Here is a 17770-nt window from a genome sequence, read left to right as displayed (position 1 = left end):
GCGATACGCTCAATGCAATTTCGTACCATCATAAAAATTCTTGGCCAATTGGTTGCGCTATTCAGTATTACTATGGTGCCACCAGCGCTAGTGTCTTTAATTTATAAAGATGGTGGAGGGGTGCCGTTTGTTTTAGCCTTTATATTCAGTGTTGTTATTGGCTTAATGGCTTATTACCCAAATAGGCATGAGCATGGCGATTTAAAAGCCCGCGAAGGCTTTTTAATCGTGGTTTTGTTTTGGCTGGTACTAGGCGCGTTTGCCTCCTTACCGCTGGTATTTTTACAAGAACCCAATCTCTCTTTGGCCGATGCCGTGTTTGAAGCCTTTTCTGGCTTAACCACTACAGGAGCTACCGTACTGACCGGTATAGAGTATCTGCCTAAATCGGTATTGTTTTATCGCCAACAATTACAGTGGTTTGGTGGTATGGGGATCATTGTATTAGCGGTAGCAATCCTGCCAATGCTTGGCGTAGGTGGTATGCAGTTGTATCGGGCTGAGATTCCAGGCCCCGTAAAAGATTCCAAAATGACCCCGCGTATAGCCGACACCGCTAAACACCTTTGGTATATTTATGTGTCTATTACCCTTGCATGTACTTTGGCGTATTGGAGCGCTGGCATGAATTGGTTTGATGCAATTTGCCATGCTTTTTCTACGGTGGCTATTGGTGGTTTTTCTACTTATGACGCTTCAATGGGGCATTTTGATAGCCCAGTAATTAACTTTATTTGTGTGTTCTTTTTAATTATCGCAGCCATTAACTTTTCTCTGCATTATGCTGCTGTAGCGAGTCGTAATATTAGTGTCTACATTCGTGACCCTGAATTCAAAGTGTTTCTATGTATTCAGCTCGCGCTGGTGGTGATTTGTTTCACGGTACTTTCATCTCACGATGTTTATGCCAATGGCGATGAAACCCTCGATCAGGCATTGTTTCAAGCTGTATCTATAAGCAGCACCGCAGGATTTGCCACAGATAACTTTTCTGCTTGGCCTTTGTTTTTACCTATTTTATTAATATTCTCTAGTTTTATTGGTGGCTGTGCTGGTTCAACTGGCGGCGGTATGAAAGTAGTGCGCGTGTTTTTACTTTATCTACAAGGGGTGCGAGAGCTAAACCGCTTAGTGCATCCTCGAGCTATATACTCTATAAAGTTAGGACGAAAGGCGCTACCAGATAAAGTAGTTGAAGCAGTATGGGGTTTTTTCTCGGCTTATGCACTAGTCTTTATTATTATTATGTTAGCGTTAATGGGCACCGGGTTAGACAATATAACGGCATTCTCAGCAACGGCAGCGTGTTTAAATAACCTTGGGCCTGGTTTAGGTGATGTTGCTTCTCATTATGGCGCTATTACCGATACTGCAAAATGGATATTAACCGTGGCAATGGTATTTGGTCGTTTAGAGATATTTACCTTACTTGTGCTATTTACCCCAACATTTTGGCGTGGATAACGTTATAAATATCAGGAAGGAAATATGCGAAAAACCAATTTGGAAAAGTTAAACCAAATCGTCACGGGTGGCATAGTTGATTTAGAAATTCTCACCCCCACGAGTAGCCGACGCGTAAAAACAGAGTTTATAGGCTTATTAGAAAATAAGTTTATTATTTTAAATTACCCCAATGCAAAACGGCTCCCCATGGCAAGTGATTATTTACGCGATGGTGTGATGGTGGTGGTAAGAGCGCTTATAGAGGGCAGTGGTGGGCATGTTTTAGCGTTTCGTCAGCAGCTTATGTCTGTAGCATCTCACCCGGCTAAGTTATTGTTTATCGACTATCCTTCACAAGTACAGCTATTTGAACTGCGCTCGCAAGCGCGTATACCGACGCTGTTTCCAGCCAAGTTAAAATTATCGGATGATCGCCCTTCTTTTGAAGGCGTTATAAAAGATATTTCGTTAACGGGTGTTATGTTTGATATTAAAACAACCCAAGAAATCGACGACATTAAAGATATGCGTTGCATCGTAGTGTTTGATGAAGATACAAAGCACGAAGGGCAAATATGCAGTGTGAAAAAACATGCTAAGGGCATATATTGCGGAATTCGATTATTTGCCAGTGAAGAGCAAATGAAAGCCCTGATGGGGGATCACTTCATTGACCCTAGTGCACTTGAAGTTGAAATTGTATAAGGCCTGTTATCTGTCGACGCTGAACATTTTACAATTCTAAAATATCAACAAGCTCTAACATTTTCGCTCTTTTGCAACAAATAGCCATGTGTTGTTGTTATTTTTAAAAGCCATTTCAAATTTATTTTATAAATTCATTAAAAACAATTAGTTAAATATGTTTTTTATTCTAATTTTTTTGTTTATAACAAAATTAAACTCAACTCACCTTCCTTTTTGTTTATTTAATCCTCTTTTTTAGTGGTTGCTCACCGACTGTGTGGGGTTTTCCTTAAACTCAACTCTTTGATTTTTATTGTTTTAATTTTATTGCCTTATCTACTGTTGCTAAAAAGCAACAAAATAACGAGTTAAATAGCACCATTTTCAGCTAGTTGCTGGTTAATTTATTGAAAATTATGGTTTTTATATTTTTGGCATCGAAGTTGTAATAGTCAGGCTGTATAGAACGAAACGTGATTTAAAGTAAAACACTTAATCGCATAAAACATAAACTTTGAAGGAAGATTGATTATGAAAAGCATTAATAAAACTTTAGCACTTATCGCATTAGCTTCATCATCAGCCGCTTTTGCAGCAAGCGACTTTGACACGCTAGACGTTGACGGCAACGGCGCAATCAGTCAAAGCGAAGCATCGGTTGATGCAAAATTAATGAGCATGTTTGCAGAGCTTGATACTGACCAAAACGGTGAGTTATCAAAACAAGAGTTCTCTAAAGCATAACCCTAAGCTATTAAAGTTTTGGGAGTTAAAAGCTCCCCCATTATTTAAACGATTTTAAGGAATACTCATTATGAAAACATTACACAAAACATTTGCACTTATCGCTCTTGCTTCTTCATCAGCTGCCTTTGCAGCGAGCGACTTTGACACACTAGATACCGACGGTAACGGCGCTATTAGCCAAAGCGAAGCATCGGTTGATGCAAAATTAATGAGCATGTTCTCAGAGCTTGATACTGACCAAAACGGTGAGCTATCAAAAGAAGAATTTTCGAAAGCATAAGACAAGGCTAAGTATATTCTGAGTTGCCAAAGACAGCCTAAATAGGCAAGGAAGCCTATGAAAGAGAATAACAAGGACCGTGATAGCCAGACACAATTTTTTGATAGACCATTGCATTACATTTTGAAGGATTAAATTATGAAAACATTACATAAAACATTTGCACTTATCGCGCTAGCTTCTTCATCAGCTGCTTTTGCAGCAAGCGACTTTGACATGCTTGATACTGATGGTAGCGGTGCTATTAGTCAAAGCGAAGCCGCTGTAAACGCTGATTTAACAGCCGAATTTACTGAGCTTGATACTGACGGTAATGGTGAGCTTTCTAAAGCTGAGTTTGCAAACTTTTAATTTTTGACTTTTTTCATTGCACAGGGATCTCAGAAAAGGATTTCCCTCTTATAGGAGACTTATTATGAAAGCATTAAACACAACACTTGCGATTTTAGTATTAGCGTCATCATCAGCAGCTTATGCAGCGGTAGATTTTGCCTCTTTTGATAGTAATGGCGATGGTGTAATTAGCCAGCAGGAAGCCGCCGCTAATAAACAACTAATGAACATTTTTGATGACTTAGATACTGACGGAAATGGTGAACTTTCTAAAGAAGAATTTGCAAGAGTACAATAAGTATTACCCCATCATACTCCACTAAAGCCGCTTAATAGTCAGCGGCTTTTTTGTGTTTGTTGATTACTTAACTCAAGCAGTTTAATTATAGAAAAATAGCGCTAACTTGGAATAACTTTTCAACCACGTTAATGTGCTTTTTATCAATTAAGAACATGATTACATGATCGCCTGACAAAATAATTGTATCGTCATGGGCAATCAGTACATCGTCATTTCGCACAATTGCACCTATTGTGGTACCTGCAGGCAATTTAATATCGGCAATTGCGCGACCTACCACTTTAGAGGTATTTTCATCACCATGGGCAACCGCTTCTATGGCTTCTGCAGCCCCTTTACGCAACGAGTACACGTTTACAATATCACCACGGCGCACGTGAGTCAGCAATGCAGAAATAGTCGCTTGTTGTGGTGAAATCGCAATATCAATTTCGCCGCCCTGTACTAAATCAACGTAAGCGCCTCGTTGAATAAGTACCATGGTTTTTTGTGCCCCCATGCGTTTTGCGAGCATAGCCGACATTATATTTACTTCATCGTCGTTGGTAACGGCAATGAAAACATCAACCTGTTCAATGTGTTCTTCAGAGAGCAGCTCCTGATCGGATGCATCACCACAAAATACCACGGTGTTGTCGAGCATTTCAGAAAGCTGTTCGGCACGCTCTTTACTTCGCTCTAGTAACTTAACGCTGTGGTTTCTTTCCAGTGAACGGGCTAGACCTGCACCAATATTACCGCCACCGGCAATCATGATTTTTTTATACGAGCGTTCCAGCTTTTGTAGCTCGTTCATTACCGCACGAATGTGTTTGGTTGCGGCAATAAAAAATACTTCATCGTCGGCTTCTATTACGGTGGTGCCTAAGGGTTTTATCGCTTTACCTTGGCGGTAAATAGCGGCTACCCGAGTTTCAACATTAGGAATATGCTGCTTAAGTGTAGATAGGGCATAGCCTACCAATAAGCCGCCATAGTAGGCTTTTACAGCCACTAAAGAGAGCATGCCATCGGCAAATTGCAGTACTTGTAATGCGCCAGGGTAGTCTATTAGGCGGCGAATATACTTAGTAACGAGTGCTTCTGGGGCTATGTAATGATCGACAGGTAAGTCATCATTATGAAAGAGTTTTTCGCGGTATTTTAAATACTGCTCAGAGCGAATACGGGCTATTTTAGTCGGTGTATTAAAAATACTGTAGGCAACTTGGCATGCCACCATGTTAACTTCATCTGAGCTGGTCACCGCAATAATCATATCGGCATCTTCAGCCCCTGCGCGACTTAACACGTCGGGGTGGGCGCCGTGGCCTGCAACACCTTGTAAATCGTACTTATCTTGCAGTTCGCGCAAGCGGTTACCGTCGATATCAACTACGGTTATTTCGTTTTGTTCACCCACTAGGTTTTCTGCGAGTGTGCCGCCAACTTGCCCAGCACCGAGTATGATTATTTTCATTATGTACCCGTATTATTAATACTAATTACATCAAAGTATTAGCTACCTCTAAACTGAAGTAGCTAAATGTGTTGCCTAGGCTTTTTTAACTAATTTAGCGTAGTAAAAACCGTCACTTTCGCCTGGTAATAACTGCAAGCCTGGTGTGGTTTTAGTGTCTTCGCTGTGCAAAGGAATATGCTCTGCGTCTTCATTATTAGCTAAAAACTTAGCAACTTGTTGTTGGTTTTCTTGTGGAAGCACCGAACAGGTTGCATACACCAATGTACCGCCTGGCTTTAACAATGGCCAAATGCTGTCGAGTATATCGCCTTGGAGGGTCGATAAATCGTTAATGTCGGATGCGCGACGTAACCATTTAATATCTGGGTGACGACGAATTACGCCAGTTGCAGAGCAGGGTACATCTAACAAAATACGATCAAACTGTTCTTCATCCCACCAAGTGTGAGGTTGCGATGCATCACCACATTGTAAGTCGGCGCCCAAACCTATGCGTTCTAGGTTTTGTTTAACACGTTCTAGGCGTGTGGCATCGCTATCAAGCGCAAGCACATCTGCGTCGGCAAGCTCTAAAATATGGCAGGTTTTACCACCAGGTGCTGCACAGGCATCAAGTATTGCATCACCATTTTGTGGGTCTAGATAGCGTGCAGCAAGCTGCGCTGCCGCATCTTGTACTGAACAGGCACCGGTATCAAACTCAGGAAGTGAAAACACATCGCGTGGTTTGCTTAGTTTAATGCCATCAATAAAATCAGGATTTAGAGTATGTTCAATATCGTTAGCGGTTAGCATTTCGCTATATTCTTGGGTGCTAAACTGCGATTGATTCACTCGAAGCCACATTGGCGCTTGTTGCTGATTAGCTTCTAGAATGTCTTCCCAGCTATCTGGGTAGGCTTCTTTTACTTGCTTTATAAACCAGTTTGGATGGTTGTATAAACACACCGGAATTTGTTTGGCTTTTTCTTCAAGCTCAGCTTGTTGGCGCTGAAAGCTTCGTAAAATGGCGTTAATAAGCCCTTTTAAGCCAAGAGCGCGTAATTGTTGTAACGCATTAACTGTTTCGCTAATTGCTGCATGCGGCGGTACACGCATGTGTTGTAGTTGGTAAATACCCACATACAACAAAAACTGGAAAATACGGCGTTTGCCTTTAAGCGGTTGTTCTACTAAATGCTGGCAATAATTTTCTAGGCTAGGTAAGTAACGTAATACTCCATAGCAAATTTGCTGCAGTAAGGCTTTATCTTTAGGAGATAGGCCTTGGCTAGCGAAAGGGAGTTCTTGATTAAGCGATGCGCCTTTATCAACCACGTTATATAAAGTTTCAGCGGCTAGCGCTCTGACATTGCTTACATTACTCATTATTTTCGCCTAATACGGTGCCGGGTGTGACCCAGTCGCTACGACCGTTTAAAAAATCATTAATTGCCATTGGCTTTTTGCCTTGTGGTTGTAATTCGCCAATAGATAAAGCGTGTTTACCACAAGCCACAACGATACCGTTTTTATCACTTGTTAATACAGTGCCAGCTGCGCCTGATTGTTCAACCACGTTTGCTTGGTATATTTTTACCGTATTACCACGCATTTGGGTAAAGCATACTGGCCATGGGTTAAAGGCACGAATATTACGCTCGATTTGCTCGGCATCCATAGACCAATCAATGTTGGCTTCGTCTTTTGAGAGCTTTTTAGCGTAATTGGCATCGGCGTCGTTCTGTGGTTCAGGCGTTATGTCCCCGTTAGCTAAACGATTTATGGTGTCGATTAATGCATCAGGTCCCAGTTCAGCAAGCTTAGTGTATAAGCTTGCACTGGTTTCAGTACTATCAATAGGGCAGCGGCTAATATGCAGCATATCGCCGGTATCTAGCCCTTCATCCATTTGCATTATGGTTACACCGGTTTGCTGATCGCCTGCCCAAATAGCGCGTTGAATAGGTGCGGCGCCACGCCAGCGCGGTAAAATAGAACCATGTACATTTAAACACCCTAAACGTGGGGCATCTAAAATGGCTTTAGGTAAAATTAAACCGTAGGCAACGACAATCATGATATCGGCATTGAGGCTGCTTAGCTCTTCAAGTGCGTCGTCTGTTTTGAGTGATTGCGGTTGAAAAACGGGTAGGTCATGTTCTAATGCAAGCGCTTTTACTTCACTGGCTTTTAGTTTTTTTCCGCGACCCGCTGGACGATCTGGTTGACTGTAAACGCCCACTATTTGGTGTTCACTATTTATGAGTGCTTGCAGATGGCGTGCAGCAAAGTCCGGCGTACCGGCAAATATAATGCGTAATGGTTGTGTCACTGAGTTTCCTAATTATTTACTAAGGTGCTTATTACTGCGCTGCAAACTTCGCTTCTTTTTCAAGCTTTTTACGAATGCGTTGGCGCTTTAATGGAGATAAATAATCAATAAATAATTTACCTTGAAGGTGATCAAGTTCATGCTGAATACAAATCGCTAATAATTCGTCAGCATCAAGAATAAATTCTTTACCTTCTTCGTTCAGTGCAGCTACGGTAACGGTTTCTGCACGGTCAACTTTTGCATACGAATGAGGAACTGATAAACAGCCTTCTTCGCTCACGGTTGAGCCATCTTTTTTGATAATTTGCGGATTGATAAGCACGAGTGGTTCATTGCGCTCTTCTGATACGTCGATCACCACAATACGCTGGTGAATATCAACCTGTGTAGCAGCAAGCCCAATACCATTTTCATCGTACATAGTTTCTAGCATATCTTTGACAATTTCACGCACTTGATCGTCAACAACAGTTACTTCTTTTGCGATTGTACGTAAACGTTCATCTGGAAATCTTAAAACTTCTAACCTAGCCATAGTTACCTTTTACACTTATGCTTAAATTTAGGGTATTGTATGTTCTTATTTTAGCCATTCACGTTCCCCTTTAACAGGTTTTGGTTAATAATAATGAAAAAACACTATGAGGAAGCTCAATGAAATCTCCATTAATTGCAATTATACTTGCATTAGGTGCAACTTTTCCTGTGCTGGCAGATGTACTAACTATAAAAAAAGATGCACCTAAACAGTATGTTGTGAAAAAAGGTGACACGCTTTGGGACATCTCAGCTATATATCTAAACGAACCTTGGTTATGGCCTGAACTATGGCAAATGAACCCACAAATAGACAACCCTCACCTTATTTATCCGGGAGATGCGTTAGCATTAATTTACGATACAGACGGTAATCCGCGTTTAGTGATTAATAAAGCGTATCGAAAGCTATCACCTATGGGACGTATTACGCCAAAAGGGAAAGATGCGATAACAACTTTACCTCTTGCGTTGATTAAACCGTATTTGTCGTTTGAGCAAGCTATTAACAGCGATTCGATAAAAGAAAAGCCCTATATTTTGGGCGCCAACGAAAATACCAAAACCCAAACTATTGACCATATTTTATATGTAAAAGGTAACTTAAAACGTCATCAGGCATATGCTATTTATCATAAAGGTGCGCCTTATACTGACCCTAATACCGGTGAAGAGTTAGCGAGTAGAGCATCTTATGTTGGTATGGCTCGTGCATTTAGAACAGGTGATGCGGCCAATGGCGAACCTGCCTCAGTAAGAGTTGAATCAGTAAAACGTGAGATCAAACAGGGTGACTTTTTATTACCTGCAATGGAAGGGCAGATGCTGCCAGTATATTTTGAGATGCATCGTCCTGAACAGCCAATGCAGGGTCAAGTGATTGCCTCTCCGCGCGAGGTGAGAGAATTTAGCACGATGGATGTAGTGGTGCTAAACTTAGGTTCAGAGCAACAAGTTAAAGTAGGTCATGTACTGGATATTGAACGTCAGTCACCTAAGGTGATTGATAGTGCCAGAGGCCCGCGTTATACCGAAGATTCAAGTCGTTTAGAAAAATTGGTATCGGCTACTAGCGAATTATTTGGCTCAGAAACCGATGAAGATAGCGTTACTTGGAAAATGCCAGCAGAGAAAGTTGGTGAAATGATTATTTTTAAAGTGTATGACAAAGTTAGTTATGCGCTGATCACTAAAAATCAGCACCCAATTCGCATTGGAGATTTGGCAGTAATTCATTAAGTAGCGAGTCGGTGTTCTAGGAGGGAACATGGAGCAATCGTTTGGCAAGCTAAGCCATTGGCTTGCCTTTTACTTATGCAAAGGGCTTGGAATAAAAACGCTATTAGCCCTCTCTAAGCAGCACAGTTTAGAGTCGCTGTTTTCCTTATCGCATTCCCAGCTGGTTATGTTGGGCTTAACAGCGAGCCAAGCAAGCAATTTACGTAATACAAATTGGCAGCAAGTTGCGCATTATGAACAGCTTATTAGCCAGCAACATATTATTGTTATTAGTATTTTTGATACCACCTACCCAGAACACCTAAAACAAATAGCCAGTGCGCCATTATTACTTTTTTGTAAAGGCGATATCAGCTTACTGTCTTCTCCACAAATTGCGATTGTTGGCAGTCGAAATGCAACCACCACAGGACTTGAAATTGCTGCAGAATTTGCACATCAGCTAACGCTTGCTGGCATAACAGTAACCTCTGGTATGGCGCGTGGCATTGATGGTGCTGCCCATAAAGGAGCGCTGGCAGGAAATGGTAAAACCATTGCCGTACTAGGGACTGGTGTTGATGTTTATTACCCTAAACGCCATAAGTTACTTACAGAGCAAGTATTAACACAGGGTTTATTGGTAAGTGAGTTTTTACCGGGCACCGCGGCCAACGCGCATAACTTTCCACGGCGTAATCGTATTATTTCAGGACTCTCTTTAGGCGTTTTAATTGTTGAAGCCGAAATTAAAAGTGGCTCACTGATCACCGTACGTTATGCGCTTGAACAAAATAAAGACGTTTTTGCGGTGCCAGGCTCAATTAAAAACCCGCTGGCACAAGCAAGTCATTTTTTAATTAAGCAAGGTGCTAAGCTGGTAGAAAACGTCGCCGATATTCTTGATGAGATGAACTTTTCATACCCTTCTGGTCTAAACTATAAAGAGTTAACTGATGCTGTAACCTCAGATTGCGAGGTGCTTAACAGTATTGGTTTTGAGGTGACCAGTGTGGACGATATTATGCGTCGAGTACAGTGGCCAATTGATAAAGTACAAGCGCGATTGCTTGATTTAGAGTTAGACGATCAAATTGAACGTGTATTAGACGGCTATATTAAATTAAGCGCTGGAGGATAATATGTTTGATATTCTCATGTATTTATTTGAAAACTATGTTCACAGCGAAAGTGATGTATTTGTTGAGCAAAGCACACTTACCGATGAGTTACTCCGCGCTGGGTTTAACAAACCCGAAATTAACAAAGCCATTGACTGGTTAGATCAACTTGCCGCATTACAATACAGCAATGAATCGCCTTATTTATTAGCCACTCCACAACATGCAGTGCGTATTTTTACCGACAGTGAGTGCCAAGTTCTCGACACCGAGTGTCGCGGCTTTTTAATGTTTGTTGAACAAACGGGCGTTATTAATAGCACCACTCGTGAAATGGTGATGGACCGTTTAGCGGCGCTTGATAATTCAGCTATTACTTTGGAAGATTTAAAATGGTTAATTCTTATGGTGTTATTTAACGCCCCTGATTCTCAGCAGGCGTATGAGCAAATGGAAGATCTTATTTTTGATGAGCCCAGTGAAGTGTTACATTAATCATTATTGCGTGTTTTATTATTTTCAGCGTTAACAAACCGACTGCCATAGCTTGTATCTTTAAGGGTTTTGGGTATATTAGGCGAAAATTCACCAACCACTAGGATTTACATGAGTAAAATCGATCATTCACTTTTCTCGGCTAATAAACACGCCTTAGAAAAAGAATATGAGATATGCCCGCAATGTGGTTCAGAACTTGTTATTCGTAATAGTAAATCTGGGCCTTTTTTAGGCTGCGCTAGTTACCCTAAGTGCGATTTTATTCGCCCGCTTGCACATCATGATAGCAATGAAATCAAAATACTTGAGGACAGCGAGTGTCCAGAGTGTAGCAAGCCGCTGGTGGTGAAAAATGGCCGCTACGGTATGTTTATTGGCTGTACCGGTTACCCTGAATGTCATTATATTGCCAGTGAGCATGACGATACGCCAAGTGAAGAGCCTGTGATTAGTTGCCCTAAATGTAAAAAAGGCCACTTGGTTTCACGCAGCAATAAATTTGGGAAAGTGTTTTATTCTTGCGACTGTTATCCAAGCTGTAAATATACGCTTAATCATAAACCTGTAGCTCAAGCGTGTCCTGTATGTGACTGGCCAGTTGTTACTGAGAAAAAAACCGCGAGTGGTGTTGTGTTACAATGCCCACAAAAAAGCTGTATGCATAAGTTTGCTGCCACTGAATAACGTAAATATCTCTGGAGACAATTTTGTCTGACCTTTCTTCTTTATCTGCTGCAATAACTAGCTTAGAACAAGGCGATGTTATTTTATACCCAACCGAAGCTGTTTATGGCCTTGGTTGCGATCCTGACAATCAACAGGCTGTGGAACGTTTACTTGATATTAAACAACGCCCCGTTGAAAAAGGGCTTATTTTAATTGCTGACAATTACGGGCAATTATTAAAATACGTCGATGACGCTAAGCTGCCTATGGATAAACGTGCCGATATTTTTTCAAGTTGGCCAGGCGCACTCACTTGGGTGATGCCTGCAGCTAAGTCTACCCCAAAGTGGTTAACAGGGCAGTTTGATACTATTGCAGTAAGAGTAACTAACCACCCTACAGTTAAACGTTTATGCCAACAGTTTGGTAAACCACTGGTATCAACAAGTGCAAATTTAACCGGCCAAGCAACGGTAACAAGTATTGTTGAAGCTCAGCAGCAGTTTGGCGAGCAGGTTAGTTTTTATGTTGATGAACCATTAGGTGGTAATACGCAACCAAGTACCATTAAAGATGCCATGACAGGCAATGTATTCAGAGGTTAACGATGCAAAGCGAATTATTAAAACAAGTAAAAGCGTACTTTATGGCTTTGCAAGATACCATTTGCCAAGGCTTAGAAGCAGCAGACGGGAAAGCACAGTTTGTTGAAGACAGCTGGCAGCGAGAAGAGGGCGGCGGTGGTCGTACTCGCGTTATCACCAATGGTAATGTGATAGAGCAAGGGGGAGTTAATTACTCTCATGTATTTGGTGCCTCTATGCCGGGCTCTGCCACTGCACATAGACCTGAGCTTGCCGGGCGCAGTTTTCATGCGTGTGGTGTATCGTTAGTGATCCACCCTAAAAACCCACATATACCAACAAGCCATGCCAATGTGCGCTTTTTTATTGCCGAGAAAGAAGGTGAAGAACCGATTTGGTGGTTTGGTGGTGGTTTTGATTTAACCCCGTTTTACCCTGTACTTGAAGATGTAGTGCATTGGCACCAAGTTGCGCACGATGTGTGTCAGCCGTTTGGCGATGATGTATATCCAAAATATAAAAAATGGTGTGACGAATACTTTTATTTAAAACATCGTGATGAAACTCGCGGCGTAGGCGGCTTATTTTTTGACGATTTGAATGAGTTAGGTTTTGAGCAAAGTTTTGCATTTATGCAATCGGTGGGTAATGGCTTTTTAGATGCTTACGTTCCTATTATTGAGCGTCGCAAAAACGATAAGTACACCGAACAACAGCGCGATTTTCAATTATATCGCCGTGGTCGTTATGTTGAGTTTAATTTAGTCTGGGACCGCGGCACATTATTTGGCTTACAAAGCGGTGGCCGAACTGAATCTATTTTAATGTCGATGCCACCTTTAGCACGTTGGGAATATAACTATACCCCAGCCGAAGACAGTGCAGAGGCATTACTATATAAAGATTTCTTAAAGCCACGTGATTGGTTAGCTCTAGGCTAGAAATTGTCCGCCAGTCAATAAACTACTTATTGACTGGCTTTTAAAATTATTGTTTTAGTTTAAAGCTTCGTACCTGCTCATCTAACGAGCGAGCTAAATTGAGTAACTCTTCACTGACTTTTTGATTTTCATCCGCATCCACTAACGATTGCTCTGCATTATCACTGATACCAACAACGCTTCTGTTTATTTCTTCGGCGGCTAGATTTTGCTGCTCTGCTGCATCGGCTATTTGTATATTTAGCTCATTTATTTCATTCATTTGGCTAGAAATATCTTTTAAAGCCTGTGCAACTTGTTGTACTTGTTGCGCTCTTTCGTCTGCCTCCGCACAGGACTCACCCATGGTTTTAACTGTTTGCGCTGCTTCTGATTGCAACTTATCTATAGTACGGCGTATTTCATCGGTAGAGGCATGAGTTCGGGTTGCTAAAGTTCGTACTTCATCAGCAACAACGGCAAACCCTCGGCCTGCTTCACCTGCACGGGCAGCTTCAATGGCTGCATTAAGTGCTAATAAATTTGTTTGCTCGGCGATACTGCTGATCACCTCAAGCACTTTACCCACTTCAAGCGTTTGCTCTTGCAGTTGTCTCACTTGATCTGCCGCTTGGCGTACATCTTCAGCTAGTTGATTTATACTGAGTTCGGTTTGCTCTGCAACCTGCATGCTTTGCTGTGCTAGCTCATTACTGTTCTCAGATTTTTCTTGAGCAAAATGAGTGGTGTTTCTTACTCCATTGGATGAGCTTTCTAGCTCATTAATTGCTGCAGCTACCGAGTCGGTACTTTTCTTTTGTTCTAAAATAGCGCGCTCAGTAGTATCGGCAGAAGTATAAATTTTCTCTGCTGAATGAATAAGCACTTTTGAAGAGTGAGATACCTGAGCAATGTTATCTTTAAACGTAGCAATCATTTGGTTAAAACTAGTGGCAAGCCAGCCGAGTTCATCTTCGGCGTTATCTTCAATGCGTAAGGTTAAATCTTTATTAGTAGTGGCTAAGTGCATTGCATGGCCGAGCTTTTTAAGGCGTAGTATAAATATTTTTCTAAACACTATACCTAGCAGCACAAAGGCAATAATAAAAATAGTAGAAAGCAGGCTGGTGGTTATTAATGTGTTGTAGGTCACCTCGCTATCAATATCGGCTAAGGAGTAACTAATTTTTACCACGCCCAGTACATCGCCTTCTTGCGCTTGGTGGCAGCCTAAACAGTTAGTACCTTTATAATCAGAGCTAGCATACATAGGGCGTAGGTAGGTCATACTGCGGCTATCAGTGTTTTGCTCTATAAATAAGCTTTCTTTACCCTTTAGTGCTTCGCGTTCGTTGTTATTACTTGCTGTTTGGTTTTTATTTCCGGCCCCATACAGTTTATTAACTATGTCAGAGCGAATAATGTGGGCGTCTTCAATATTAGGATGTTTACGCAGCTTTTGGCTCAATAATTCTCGATTAGCCATAGTACCGGTTAGCATCATGGTGTTTATTGAGTCAAAATAATTATCGGCAAGCAGTTTAATGTTTTCTGCCACCGTATCTTGGGCGAGCGTGCGCTGTTGGCTAGCACTACTAAAAATACTAGCTATTAATACAATAACGCCAGTTAGAGCTAATAAAGCATAAATTTTATGTTGGATTGATTTCACACGCGCCACGCTTTTCTAATTATTTGATAGGGTATTATCTCTATTTTAGAAAAGCGGATTTTGACTTAGCGCAAATAATCCCCAATTAAAGAACTAGGTAGGTTAATGCTGGTTAATCATATGGCTGGCAAGCTGAGCCAGTGATTGACGTAAGCCTTCGCGTAACACAGGATTATCTATTTCTATATCTAAGGTTTTATTCATGCAATACATCCACTGATCACGTAAATCTTGATCAATAGGAAATGGCATATGGCGTTTGCGCAGCATTGGATGGCCATGTTTTTCTACAAATAAGTCTGGGCCACCAAGCCAACCCGATAAAAACTCAAAAAATACTTGGCGAATTCTATCTAATGGTTGAGGATGCATATCATATAACGGTTTAGCGTATTCATCGCTGGCCATTATGTCGTAGAATCTATTGGCAATTGCACGCGTGGGCGCTTCTCCGCCGATGATTTCATACGGGGTTTTCTCTGGCGTAGGCGCTTGAGTGGTTGTAGACGGCTTTGATCTTGAAAAGAGTCTTTTAATCATAGTTTTATCATCGTTAATAGGCAGTACTAAAACTGCAAAGAGGTTGTTTAAAATGGACAAATATGCGGTTTTTGGAAATCCAATCAAACATTCAAAATCTCCCAGCATACATCAGCAGTTTGCTAAGTCATTGGGAGAGCAAATCGACTATAGCGCAATCTTAGCACCTATCGATGAGTTTGAAAAAACAGTCGCGACTTTTTTTGAGCAAGGGGGCAAAGGCGCAAATGTCACTGTTCCTTTTAAAGAGCAGGCCTTTGCTTTAGCCGATGAACTCACTCCAGTTGCTAAACTTGCAGGCGCAGTAAACACCCTTAAAAAGCGCGATGATGGCAGTTTACTCGGTGATAACACCGACGGCATAGGTTTTGTGAACGATTTACTAGTGAATAAAATAACAATAACAGGTAAACGCCTGTTGATCATTGGTGCGGGTGGCGCTGCCCGTGGTGTTATTTTACCTTTACTTGAGCAGCAGCCTAAAGAAATCACTATTGTTAATCGCACGGCACACAAAGCCCAAACATTGGCAAAACTCTTTACCGAGCACGGCAATGTTTCGGGGTATGGTTTTGACGACCTTCCTTCTGCCGATTATCATTTAGTTATTAATTCAACCTCAAGTAGCATGAATAGCGAATTACCTGCGTTAAGCGAAAAGCACTTAAGCGCATGTGAAATGGCTTATGATATGTTTTATGCGACGCAAAATACGCTATTTATGAATTGGGTGAGCGAACACAATAAAGCGGCTAAGCTATTAGATGGCAGTGGCATGTTAGTAGGGCAAGCTGCACAAGCTTATTATGTATGGCGAAATAAAATGCCGGACATTGTTCCCGTTGTTATTGCACTAAAGCAGGGAGTACTTAAATGAATCAAGCAATACAGTTTATAGACCGACTCGAATTTAGAGAGCCAACTCATCAATTAGTTTTTTTTGCACAAGTAAGCGGAATGCTAGTTGAGTGTGTGATTGCTGTAAGTAGTTTAAATTTAGCCGATGAGAGTCATGCAACGCGTTATTTTGAACAATATCGATTTGATTATGAAGAGCGTGCCGAGCAGCTAATCGAAGACGAAAGCTATAACTCGGCAGGGCAAATAGAAGTGAGTTTACTTAATTAAGCAAAAAGTTGTGGTTATTTCGCGTCTTCAGCTAAGTATTCATCTTTAAGCTGCACGTAATTATCGGCAGACACTTTTAAAAAGCTCAGCTCTTGCTCTGTTAAAGGGCGGGCTTGTTTCGCTGGGCTACCTACATACAAATAGCCAGACTCTAAACGCTTATTAGGAGGTACTAAAGCACCACCACCAATAATCACCTCGTCTTCTACAATCACGTTATCCATAATAATAGCGCCCATGCCCACGAGTATGCGGTTACCTAGAACGCAGCCATGCAGCATTACCTTATGACCCACGGTAACATCATCACCAATAATAAGTGGGTAACCCTCAGAATTGCTTTTAGTCGCTCTTGATAAATGTAAAACACTGCCATCTTGTATATTAGTACGCTTACCGATACGAATATGATTAACATCACCACGGGCAGCAACTAGTGGCCATACACTACTATCATCACCTAGGGTGATATCACCGACTAATACAGACGACTCGTCTATATAAACAGAATCATTAAACGCAGGAGTTATTCCTTTATAAGAACGTATTGCCATATATGCACCTTTAAATTAAACAATATGAATAGTATCAGTGTAACAGTAGCGCTTATTTAAGTACCAGCAAAGCCTGATTTGATTATAAAACTAGCTGTTTCATCTGTTTTAGCTCAGATACTGACCGAACAGTGTGTTTTTTTAGTTTTTCTTTAAAAAAGTACTTGCGTAAAAATCTGTTCTCCCTATAATGCGACCCCACTGAGACGGGGAACGCCAACGCATAGCGAGGAATGAGCTACTCAGAGAGTTAAGTAAAACTTAAGTTTAAATCATCGAAAGAAAGTTTAAAATTAAGTGTTGACTCGAAAAATAAAGGATGTATTATACGCATCCCTAGCGACAATGTCGCAACGTTCTTTAACAATATAAAGCAATCATCTGTGTGGGCACTCGTACAGATTGAGTTCTAACAGCCAAGCTACTTCGCTCTTTATTGAGCAAGTAACGAGGCAAACAAATTTAGAGTCTCAATTGAAACTGAGTGACCAACAGAATAGTTACTTCGGTAATTATTCAGCACAGTCAATTCAATATCGAAAGATATTAAATAAATTCAGAATTCATTGAGCTGTCGAAAGACATAAAACTTTTTAATTGAAGAGTTTGATCATGGCTCAGATTGAACGCTGGCGGCAGGCCTAACACATGCAAGTCGAGCGGTAACAGAGATAGCTTGCTATCTGCTGACGAGCGGCGGACGGGTGAGTAATGCTTGGGAACATGCCTTGAGGTGGGGGACAACAGTTGGAAACGACT

21 protein-coding genes and 1 rRNA gene are annotated in these 17770 nt (G+C 41.3%); 15 read left to right on the top strand and 7 right to left on the bottom strand.

The window, feature by feature from the left end:
• Positions 1-12 precede the first annotated feature (12 nt).
• The 6 genes from BM380_RS17695 (at position 13) to BM380_RS17670 (ending at position 3791) form a co-directional block, all read left to right on the top strand.
• Positions 13-1464, top strand: coding sequence for a TrkH family potassium uptake protein (locus BM380_RS17695; protein WP_013463656.1), 1452 nt, complete (start codon positions 13-15; stop codon positions 1462-1464).
• Positions 1465-1488: 24 nt separating this feature from the next.
• Positions 1489-2151, top strand: a complete 663-nt coding sequence (locus BM380_RS17690) for a flagellar brake domain-containing protein (RefSeq protein ID WP_064663327.1) — start codon at positions 1489-1491, stop codon at positions 2149-2151.
• Positions 2152-2664: 513 nt separating this feature from the next.
• Entirely contained in the window at positions 2665-2877 is a 213-nt protein-coding gene (locus BM380_RS17685) for an EF-hand domain-containing protein (RefSeq protein ID WP_090495408.1), read from the top strand.
• Positions 2878-2947: 70 nt separating this feature from the next.
• Positions 2948-3160 (top strand): EF-hand domain-containing protein, encoded by a 213-nt coding sequence (locus BM380_RS17680; RefSeq protein ID WP_013463659.1) that lies wholly within the window; start codon positions 2948-2950, stop codon positions 3158-3160.
• Between the two features lie 138 nt (positions 3161-3298).
• A complete protein-coding gene (locus BM380_RS17675; RefSeq protein ID WP_090495407.1) occupies positions 3299-3511 on the top strand; it encodes an EF-hand domain-containing protein in 213 nt (70 codons plus the stop codon).
• A gap of 64 nt (positions 3512-3575) precedes the next feature.
• Positions 3576-3791 carry an EF-hand domain-containing protein gene (locus BM380_RS17670; protein WP_016900039.1) on the top strand — a complete coding sequence of 72 codons (216 nt, stop codon included), beginning with the start codon at positions 3576-3578 and terminating at the stop codon, positions 3789-3791.
• 85 nt (positions 3792-3876) lie between these two features.
• On the opposite strand, the gene trkA is transcribed toward BM380_RS17670, so the two are convergent.
• The 4 genes from trkA to def all read right to left on the bottom strand — a co-directional run bounded on the left by trkA (position 3877) and on the right by def (position 8108).
• Positions 3877-5253, bottom strand: a complete 1377-nt coding sequence (gene trkA / locus BM380_RS17665; RefSeq protein WP_008112933.1) for a Trk system potassium transporter TrkA — start codon at positions 5251-5253, stop codon at positions 3877-3879.
• Positions 5254-5328: 75 nt separating this feature from the next.
• On the bottom strand, positions 5329-6624 hold the full coding sequence (gene rsmB, locus BM380_RS17660) for a 16S rRNA (cytosine(967)-C(5))-methyltransferase RsmB (RefSeq protein WP_064663329.1): 1296 nt from the start codon (positions 6622-6624) through the stop codon (positions 5329-5331).
• Entirely contained in the window at positions 6617-7570 is a 954-nt protein-coding gene (fmt, locus tag BM380_RS17655; protein WP_090495405.1) for a methionyl-tRNA formyltransferase, read from the bottom strand. Before fmt ends, rsmB begins: the two co-directional genes overlap by 8 nt.
• 31 nt (positions 7571-7601) lie before the next feature.
• On the bottom strand, positions 7602-8108 hold the full coding sequence (def, locus tag BM380_RS17650) for a peptide deformylase (protein WP_013463665.1): 507 nt from the start codon (positions 8106-8108) through the stop codon (positions 7602-7604).
• Between the two features lie 119 nt (positions 8109-8227).
• On the opposite strand from def, the gene BM380_RS17645 reads away from it, so the two are divergent.
• The 6 genes from BM380_RS17645 to hemF all read left to right on the top strand — a co-directional run bounded on the left by BM380_RS17645 (position 8228) and on the right by hemF (position 13138).
• Positions 8228-9349: a LysM peptidoglycan-binding domain-containing protein gene (locus tag BM380_RS17645; protein WP_016900042.1), complete on the top strand. Its 1122-nt coding sequence runs from the start codon at positions 8228-8230 to the stop codon at positions 9347-9349.
• 28 nt (positions 9350-9377) lie between these two features.
• Positions 9378-10469, top strand: coding sequence for a DNA-processing protein DprA (gene dprA / locus BM380_RS17640; RefSeq protein ID WP_033102906.1), 1092 nt, complete (start codon positions 9378-9380; stop codon positions 10467-10469).
• Position 10470: 1 nt separating this feature from the next.
• The gene (locus BM380_RS17635; RefSeq protein WP_013463668.1) at positions 10471-10944 is read left to right on the top strand and encodes a DUF494 family protein; all 474 of its coding nucleotides are present in this window, start codon (positions 10471-10473) and stop codon (positions 10942-10944) included.
• Positions 10945-11055: 111 nt separating this feature from the next.
• The gene (locus BM380_RS17630; RefSeq protein WP_013463670.1) at positions 11056-11631 is read left to right on the top strand and encodes a DNA topoisomerase family protein; all 576 of its coding nucleotides are present in this window, start codon (positions 11056-11058) and stop codon (positions 11629-11631) included.
• A 23-nt stretch (positions 11632-11654) separates the two neighbouring features.
• Positions 11655-12218 (top strand): L-threonylcarbamoyladenylate synthase type 1 TsaC, encoded by a 564-nt coding sequence (locus BM380_RS17625; RefSeq protein ID WP_028834913.1) that lies wholly within the window; start codon positions 11655-11657, stop codon positions 12216-12218.
• Between the two features lie 2 nt (positions 12219-12220).
• The gene (hemF, locus tag BM380_RS17620) at positions 12221-13138 is read left to right on the top strand and encodes an oxygen-dependent coproporphyrinogen oxidase (RefSeq protein ID WP_013463672.1); all 918 of its coding nucleotides are present in this window, start codon (positions 12221-12223) and stop codon (positions 13136-13138) included.
• 46 nt (positions 13139-13184) lie between these two features.
• Here hemF and BM380_RS17615 read toward each other — a convergent pair whose 3' ends face one another.
• The gene (locus tag BM380_RS17615) at positions 13185-14789 is read right to left on the bottom strand and encodes a methyl-accepting chemotaxis protein (RefSeq protein ID WP_090495404.1); all 1605 of its coding nucleotides are present in this window, start codon (positions 14787-14789) and stop codon (positions 13185-13187) included.
• 102 nt (positions 14790-14891) lie between these two features.
• Complete coding sequence (locus BM380_RS17610; RefSeq protein ID WP_013463674.1) at positions 14892-15329, bottom strand: group II truncated hemoglobin; 438 nt, start codon at positions 15327-15329, stop codon at positions 14892-14894.
• 52 nt (positions 15330-15381) lie between these two features.
• On the opposite strand from BM380_RS17610, the gene aroE reads away from it, so the two are divergent.
• Together aroE and BM380_RS17600 are read left to right on the top strand one after the other, a co-directional pair.
• Positions 15382-16206, top strand: coding sequence for a shikimate dehydrogenase (gene aroE, locus BM380_RS17605; protein ID WP_090495402.1), 825 nt, complete (start codon positions 15382-15384; stop codon positions 16204-16206).
• Positions 16203-16457, top strand: coding sequence for a DUF1488 family protein (locus tag BM380_RS17600; protein WP_013463676.1), 255 nt, complete (start codon positions 16203-16205; stop codon positions 16455-16457). The genes aroE and BM380_RS17600 overlap by 4 nt, the downstream gene beginning before the upstream one ends.
• A 14-nt stretch (positions 16458-16471) precedes the next feature.
• On the opposite strand, the gene BM380_RS17595 is transcribed toward BM380_RS17600, so the two are convergent.
• Positions 16472-17011: a gamma carbonic anhydrase family protein gene (locus BM380_RS17595; RefSeq protein WP_028834916.1), complete on the bottom strand. Its 540-nt coding sequence runs from the start codon at positions 17009-17011 to the stop codon at positions 16472-16474.
• A gap of 594 nt (positions 17012-17605) precedes the next feature.
• On the opposite strand from BM380_RS17595, the gene BM380_RS17590 reads away from it, so the two are divergent.
• Positions 17606-17770 (top strand): 16S ribosomal RNA (locus tag BM380_RS17590); the annotation flags it as partial.

The organism is Pseudoalteromonas sp. DSM 26666 (assembly GCF_900116475.1).
GTDB classification, from domain to species: domain Bacteria; phylum Pseudomonadota; class Gammaproteobacteria; order Enterobacterales; family Alteromonadaceae; genus Pseudoalteromonas; species Pseudoalteromonas tetraodonis.
Note: the sequence above shows the minus strand (reverse complement) of the source record. Positions and strands in the feature narration are given on the sequence as shown.

Excerpts from the sequence above, each read along its gene's own strand:
- BM380_RS17695 (WP_013463656.1), top strand. The coding sequence starts at position 13 with ATGCAATTTCGTACCATCATAAAAATTCTTGGCCAATTGGTTGCGCTA.
- BM380_RS17690 (WP_064663327.1), top strand. The coding sequence starts at position 1,489 with ATGCGAAAAACCAATTTGGAAAAGTTAAACCAAATCGTCACGGGTGGC.
- BM380_RS17685 (WP_090495408.1), top strand. The coding sequence starts at position 2,665 with ATGAAAAGCATTAATAAAACTTTAGCACTTATCGCATTAGCTTCATCA.
- BM380_RS17680 (WP_013463659.1), top strand. The coding sequence starts at position 2,948 with ATGAAAACATTACACAAAACATTTGCACTTATCGCTCTTGCTTCTTCA.
- BM380_RS17675 (WP_090495407.1), top strand. The coding sequence starts at position 3,299 with ATGAAAACATTACATAAAACATTTGCACTTATCGCGCTAGCTTCTTCA.
- BM380_RS17670 (WP_016900039.1), top strand. The coding sequence starts at position 3,576 with ATGAAAGCATTAAACACAACACTTGCGATTTTAGTATTAGCGTCATCA.
- trkA (WP_008112933.1), bottom strand. The coding sequence starts at position 5,253 with ATGAAAATAATCATACTCGGTGCTGGGCAAGTTGGCGGCACACTCGCA.
- rsmB (WP_064663329.1), bottom strand. The coding sequence starts at position 6,624 with ATGAGTAATGTAAGCAATGTCAGAGCGCTAGCCGCTGAAACTTTATAT.
- def (WP_013463665.1), bottom strand. The coding sequence starts at position 8,108 with ATGGCTAGGTTAGAAGTTTTAAGATTTCCAGATGAACGTTTACGTACA.
- BM380_RS17645 (WP_016900042.1), top strand. The coding sequence starts at position 8,228 with ATGAAATCTCCATTAATTGCAATTATACTTGCATTAGGTGCAACTTTT.
- dprA (WP_033102906.1), top strand. The coding sequence starts at position 9,378 with ATGGAGCAATCGTTTGGCAAGCTAAGCCATTGGCTTGCCTTTTACTTA.
- BM380_RS17635 (WP_013463668.1), top strand. The coding sequence starts at position 10,471 with ATGTTTGATATTCTCATGTATTTATTTGAAAACTATGTTCACAGCGAA.
- BM380_RS17630 (WP_013463670.1), top strand. The coding sequence starts at position 11,056 with ATGAGTAAAATCGATCATTCACTTTTCTCGGCTAATAAACACGCCTTA.
- hemF (WP_013463672.1), top strand. The coding sequence starts at position 12,221 with ATGCAAAGCGAATTATTAAAACAAGTAAAAGCGTACTTTATGGCTTTG.
- BM380_RS17610 (WP_013463674.1), bottom strand. The coding sequence starts at position 15,329 with ATGATTAAAAGACTCTTTTCAAGATCAAAGCCGTCTACAACCACTCAA.
- aroE (WP_090495402.1), top strand. The coding sequence starts at position 15,382 with ATGGACAAATATGCGGTTTTTGGAAATCCAATCAAACATTCAAAATCT.
- BM380_RS17600 (WP_013463676.1), top strand. The coding sequence starts at position 16,203 with ATGAATCAAGCAATACAGTTTATAGACCGACTCGAATTTAGAGAGCCA.
- BM380_RS17595 (WP_028834916.1), bottom strand. The coding sequence starts at position 17,011 with ATGGCAATACGTTCTTATAAAGGAATAACTCCTGCGTTTAATGATTCT.